The sequence below is a fragment of the Gemmata sp. genome, assembly GCF_051859125.1.
Classification (GTDB): domain Bacteria; phylum Planctomycetota; class Planctomycetia; order Gemmatales; family Gemmataceae; genus Gemmata.
Window position 1 is genome coordinate 1 of record NZ_JBHYGG010000183.1, and the last position, 4718, is coordinate 4718.

A 4718-nucleotide genomic window follows, 5' to 3' on the forward strand; every position below is an offset into this window, starting at 1 on the left:
GGCCGCCTGGGACGACGATTACATGCTCAAGGTGCTACAGGAAATCGGGGCCAAGGAGTGCGCCTGCCCTGCCGGCCCACCTGCCTTCCGGCCGTTTCCTCGGGCACCCCGAGGGCGTCCCGCGACGCGGACCTGGACCCTGAAGCGGGCGAAAGGCGAGGCCGGACTGGGCGACGATTAGGACTAAAGGACAAAACCTGAGCGTATGAGGATCACACAGGCGGCCATCTGGCACCAGCCGAGGTAGTTGCGGGCGTGGCGGTCACGTCGCCGGCGGACGCGACCGAACTGGGCGAAGAAGTTGTGGCATCGCTCGACGGCGTTCCGCACCGTGCCGACCCCGGGCCGCTTCTGGCCCCGGCCGGGGGCGTACAACCGGAACCCCTGCGACCCGGCCCGGACCCGCGACGGATCGTTCCCGTACGCCCCGTCGGCACGGGCCGCCGGCCGCCCCCGCTCGTCGGGCGTGTCGGCCGGCACCTCCGGGGCCGGCGGGCGAACGACCAGCGCGGCCAGCACCCTGTGGGTCTGGCACCCGTCGTTGGCCCCGGCCCGGGTCACCGTGACGGCGAGGGGCATCGCCCGTGCGTCACTGGCTACGTGGATCGCGGTGCCCGACTTGCCGCGATCGACCGGGCTCGGCCCCGACGCCTCACCCCCTTTTCCGACGACGTCTTGGAGCCGTCGAGGAGAACTTGGTCCCAGTTGATCCCGTGCAAGCGCTCGTACCGCTCGGCCAGTTGCCCCCACGCCCGGAGGAACGTATCTTCGCGGAGCCAGTCCTTGAGTCGGCGTTGAACGGTCTTGTACGACGGGAAGCACCATGGGAGAAACTCCCAGCTGATCCCGGAGGCCGGGACGTACAACAGGGCGTGGAGGCACTCCCGGTTACCGCGCGGCGGGCGGCCGTTGCCGAACCACACCTTGGCCGGCAGGATCGGCTCGAAGATCGCCCAGATGTCGTCCGGCAGACGACGCGCCAGATCCTTCAACTGCATGGCCGGAACCCTGATCGGAACGGGTGCCGATCAGAATAGGTGACCTCGGGGTTTTGTCCGCTGGTCCTTAGAACTACAGCCGTAGTTAGTCGTCGGGCGGCTTGGCCCGTCGCTTGCGGTAGTGGCACGCACGGGCCCGATACTGGTGTTGGCGACGCCAGGCCGACCACATGAGCGTCCGCTTCGTCGGCGGAACCTGAGTCCACACCACCTTCAGCAGCAGCTTGCGGACCTCGAGAACACTCAACCGGATCAGCCCGGCCGACTTTTTTTCGGCGGCCCGGTGGCGACCCGGGACTGGATCACGGCGACCACCGCCAACGCGAACAGGGACAAGGTGACGTGCCGGTGCCACCCGGCCCACCCGCGCACCTCGTAGTGACCCAGGCCGCATTCCCCTTTGGCAATTTCAAAGCACTCCTCGATGCTCCACCGCGACCCGGCCACGCGGGCCAGGGTGTCGAGGGTCGTCCCGGGCGAGCCCCCGCCGATGAAGAACGCGACCTCGGTCGGGTCGGCCACGTCCCGGCGGATCAGCAGCCACCGACCGACGTCGGTGGTCGGGGCGTCCACCGGCACCAGGGCCCAGTCGGACACCCGCGGCCCCTTCGCCCCGGCCCCGCTGCTGAGCCGCCGCCAGTCGCGTGGGCCGAGTTCGGACAGGACGCGCCGGGCCGGGGTGGCGCGCACCCCCCGGTGGGCGGTGTGGTCCGTCTTCACCGCCAGCACGTACCCCAAGCCGTGCCCCTCGATGGCGCCCCGGAACGCCGCCGTCCCGTACACGGCGTCGGCCGTCACCCACTCCCCCGGCACGTGCGCCGCGATCGCTCGGGCGAGTAGTTCCTCGGCCAACGTGCCCTTGGTGGCGAACCCGGTCTTCTTCGGCACCCCGGCCCGCTTCCGCCGCTTGCGATCGGACGCCCACTCCTTCGGGAGGTACACGGCCCGGTCGAGCAACGCCCGACCCCTGGGCGTCACGTACCCGAGGAACACCCCGACCCGGCAGTTCTCGACCTTGCCGACCGACCCGCAGTACTGCCGCTGGACCCCGACCGAGTGGTCCACCCGCTTCGGGAGCCCGGTCTCGTCGATGACGAGCACCCCGTCCGGGTCGCCGAGGGTCTCAACCACGTACTGGGTAAGGTCATCGCGAACCGCGCCCGCGTCCCAGTCGGCCCGGGCGAGCAGGTGCTGGACGCCGTCCGGGTTGGCCTCCCCGTGCTCGGCCAGTTGCCACCCGTTCTTGCGCTCGGCGCCCCCGAGCAGCCCACGGATGTAGGCCGTGGCTCGTCGCCGCGGCTCGGTCCGGGCGAAGTGACGACCAATCCGGTCGCCCACAGCCGTGACCTCCTCCGCCCAGCGTTCAACCTGATTCGCCGTTGGTCGTCCTGACATCGCTCAGCCCCCGGCCGAAACACTCGCCGGGTCTGTTGTAGCAACTACGGCTGTAGGATTAGAAGGCCACGCGGTGAGGACGGTCAAGCGTGCCAAGACCGCCCTCAACGTCGAGTCGGCGAAGAGCGGCTTCGGTGCGGCGGGATGGATGTGGTCACTGCCGTCCGGGGGTATCCCCCGGTCCCGGAGCCCGCGCTGCAGGAGGCGGCTTAACAAAAAGGTTAACAAGGGTTAACAAGATTTTACCTTAGAGCACCTTATCAAACCCGATCAACTTCCCGGCCCCCTATGCATTCGGGGCCACGTACCGACCCCGCGACCGGCCCGCCGGTCGTTCCATCACGGTCCAACATTCCGGGTTGCTGTGACCCAGTTCACCACCCGCATCATGACCGGCAAGGTGACGATCCCGATGACGCGCCGCAACAAGGACGAGCGCGTCCCGTCCACGAGCGCCGACGAGTGGCGTTCGCGGGTCTCGCCCGCACAACTGGAGGGGTTCCGCCGCACGAGCAACTACGAGTTGTCGGAGGACCGCCGCACGCTTGCGTTCACCATCACCGACGAGGAGATGCCGGAGGAACTGCCGCCCGAGGGGTGACCGAGGCGAAGTTCAGCCACAGCTACACCAGCGACCCCGGCAAGATGAACAACGCCTGGACCGGGACCATGACCGGCGAGTACCTGCTGGCCCGGGGCACGAAGCCGTCCGCGGCGGTCAAGGCCTTCTCCGCGACGGTCAAGGACCGCCTCAAGGAGTTGGCGGCCCTCGGACGGGCGGCCCTGATCGTCCCGTGGCATTTCGGTGCGGAGGACGCTCAGGTGTACGGCCAGCAGCGGGCGGTGGTGCTGCGGCAGGTGTACCGGGTGACGACCAAGTTGGAGAACATCCTGAACCGGGGCGGGCTGTGGCGGCCGCTGCCGAAGGAGGCGACGTCGGCCCCGGCCGTGTGGCTGGCGAGCATGGCCGCCGCGGGCGTCGGCATCCCGCGGGGTCGGGCCATGCTGGCGTTCACCCCCGGAACGGACGACGCCATCGTGGACCTGTGCCGGGCGGCCCAGCCCAAGGGGCCGGGGAACGTGAGCCGGAACATCGACCCCGCCGCTGCGAACCTCATCGACTTTATGCTCGCCACGTTCCTGTTCGGCGGGACCGGGTCGCCGTCGGGTGAGCCCCCGCTGCCGCCCCCGGACGCGAGTTGGCTGAGTTACGATGCGGCGATCGCGGTCGAGGGCGACGACGGGATCGTCGAAGCGAAGACGCTGCCCGGGTCCGCAAGCGAGGTGATCGGCAGCGGGGGGACGGGGGAACTGCCGCCGTCGATCTGGGGCGTGATCACCACGGGCAACCTGCCGGCCGGCACCGGGAAGGAGCCCGGGCCGCTGTCGCCGTCGTACAGCGGCGGGACCGGGGTGCAGCGCCGCACCAGCTCGACGCTGTACCTGCGGCTCACCGGCCGGGCCATGCGGGTCGGGTTCCCAATCCCGGTGCCGGCGCTGGCCGCGGTGAACGGGATCACCCCCACGCTCCTGAGTCGGGTCGATGCTGGCGAGGGGTTTACCCAGTCGACGGTCGGGAACGTCCTCGTGCCCGTGTACGCCGCGAAGTGGAACCTGCGGTACGTCCTCAACGACGAGAACGCGCTCAAGGGGCCGGTCCCGGTCCCCGTCAACCCGATGCACACGCCGTGACGGGCTACTTGGTGAGTGGCTTCGGGAAGTCGCCGGCGGCCTCGGAGTGAAGCAAGTAGTGGTGGTAGCCCTCGGCGGACCAGGAGTACAGGCCGTTGCTGGTCCGCTGCGTGCCGGGCGGGTTCTTCGCCTGCCACCGGTCGAACGCAACCCTGTCGACAGCGGAGAAGGCGCACGCGACCTGCTCCCCGCGGCCGATCTCCAGGACCAGGATCGGAGTCGCCGTCGTGAGCCGCTCGGAGCCGGCGGGGGCCTCGAGCACCTCGTTGATGCCCCCGCTGATGAGGACCAGTCGGCCGGTGACCCTGACCTGCCGGCCGTCACGGAGGTCCCGGGGGTCGGTGCCGATGGTGAGGAGCGGGGCCGCGTCCGCCTTCGGCGTGGTGCGGGTGTCCGGGGTCGGCTTGGGCGATCCGGGGGCGGGCCGCGCGGAGCCCGGGGGCGGGGCCGGGGCGGACCCGGTCGGTGACGACTTGCCGCACCCGAGCGAGAGGACGGCGACCGCCGCGGCGACTCCGATCCGTTGTCCGACGTTCCACGGCGACATGATGTTCCCCTTAACTCGACTGATGCCGATGCTGTGGCAGTCATGCGGCGGGTGCGAGCGTGGTGAGCAAGAGTTCACGCACGGGC

The 4718-nt window shown here is 70.0% G+C and carries 5 protein-coding genes and 1 pseudogene; 2 read left to right on the top strand and 4 right to left on the bottom strand.

The features are described 5' to 3' along the window. Positions 1–183: 183 nt before the first annotated feature. The 3 genes from ACTIGN_RS16365 to ACTIGN_RS16375 all read right to left on the bottom strand — a co-directional run bounded on the left by ACTIGN_RS16365 (position 184) and on the right by ACTIGN_RS16375 (position 2393). Positions 184–579, bottom strand: a complete 396-nt coding sequence (locus tag ACTIGN_RS16365; RefSeq protein WP_439625701.1) for a hypothetical protein — start codon at positions 577–579, stop codon at positions 184–186. A gap of 17 nt (positions 580–596) precedes the next feature. Then, a complete protein-coding gene (locus ACTIGN_RS16370) occupies positions 597–998 on the bottom strand; it encodes a transposase (RefSeq protein WP_439625703.1) in 402 nt (133 codons plus the stop codon). A gap of 252 nt (positions 999–1250) precedes the next feature. Next, on the bottom strand, positions 1251–2393 hold the full coding sequence (locus ACTIGN_RS16375; RefSeq protein WP_439625705.1) for an IS701 family transposase: 1143 nt from the start codon (positions 2391–2393) through the stop codon (positions 1251–1253). 364 nt (positions 2394–2757) lie between these two features. Between ACTIGN_RS16375 and ACTIGN_RS16380 the strand changes: the two genes are divergently transcribed. Then, on the top strand, positions 2758–2994 hold the full coding sequence (locus tag ACTIGN_RS16380; RefSeq protein ID WP_439625707.1) for a hypothetical protein: 237 nt from the start codon (positions 2758–2760) through the stop codon (positions 2992–2994). Next, positions 2991–4085 carry a hypothetical protein gene (locus tag ACTIGN_RS16385; RefSeq protein ID WP_439625709.1) on the top strand — a complete coding sequence of 365 codons (1095 nt, stop codon included), beginning with the start codon at positions 2991–2993 and terminating at the stop codon, positions 4083–4085. The genes ACTIGN_RS16380 and ACTIGN_RS16385 overlap by 4 nt, the downstream gene beginning before the upstream one ends. 4 nt (positions 4086–4089) lie before the next feature. Here the strand turns inward: ACTIGN_RS16385 and ACTIGN_RS16390 are convergent. Further along, positions 4090–4718 (bottom strand): annotated as a pseudogene (locus tag ACTIGN_RS16390) (hypothetical protein); the annotation flags it as partial.

Bases quoted from the DNA above. Each gene is read 5' to 3' on its own strand.
- ACTIGN_RS16370 (WP_439625703.1), bottom strand. From the start codon at position 998: ATGCAGTTGAAGGATCTGGCGCGTCGTCTGCCGGACGACATCTGGGCG.
- ACTIGN_RS16365 (WP_439625701.1), bottom strand. From the start codon at position 579: ATGCCCCTCGCCGTCACGGTGACCCGGGCCGGGGCCAACGACGGGTGC.
- ACTIGN_RS16375 (WP_439625705.1), bottom strand. From the start codon at position 2,393: ATGTCAGGACGACCAACGGCGAATCAGGTTGAACGCTGGGCGGAGGAG.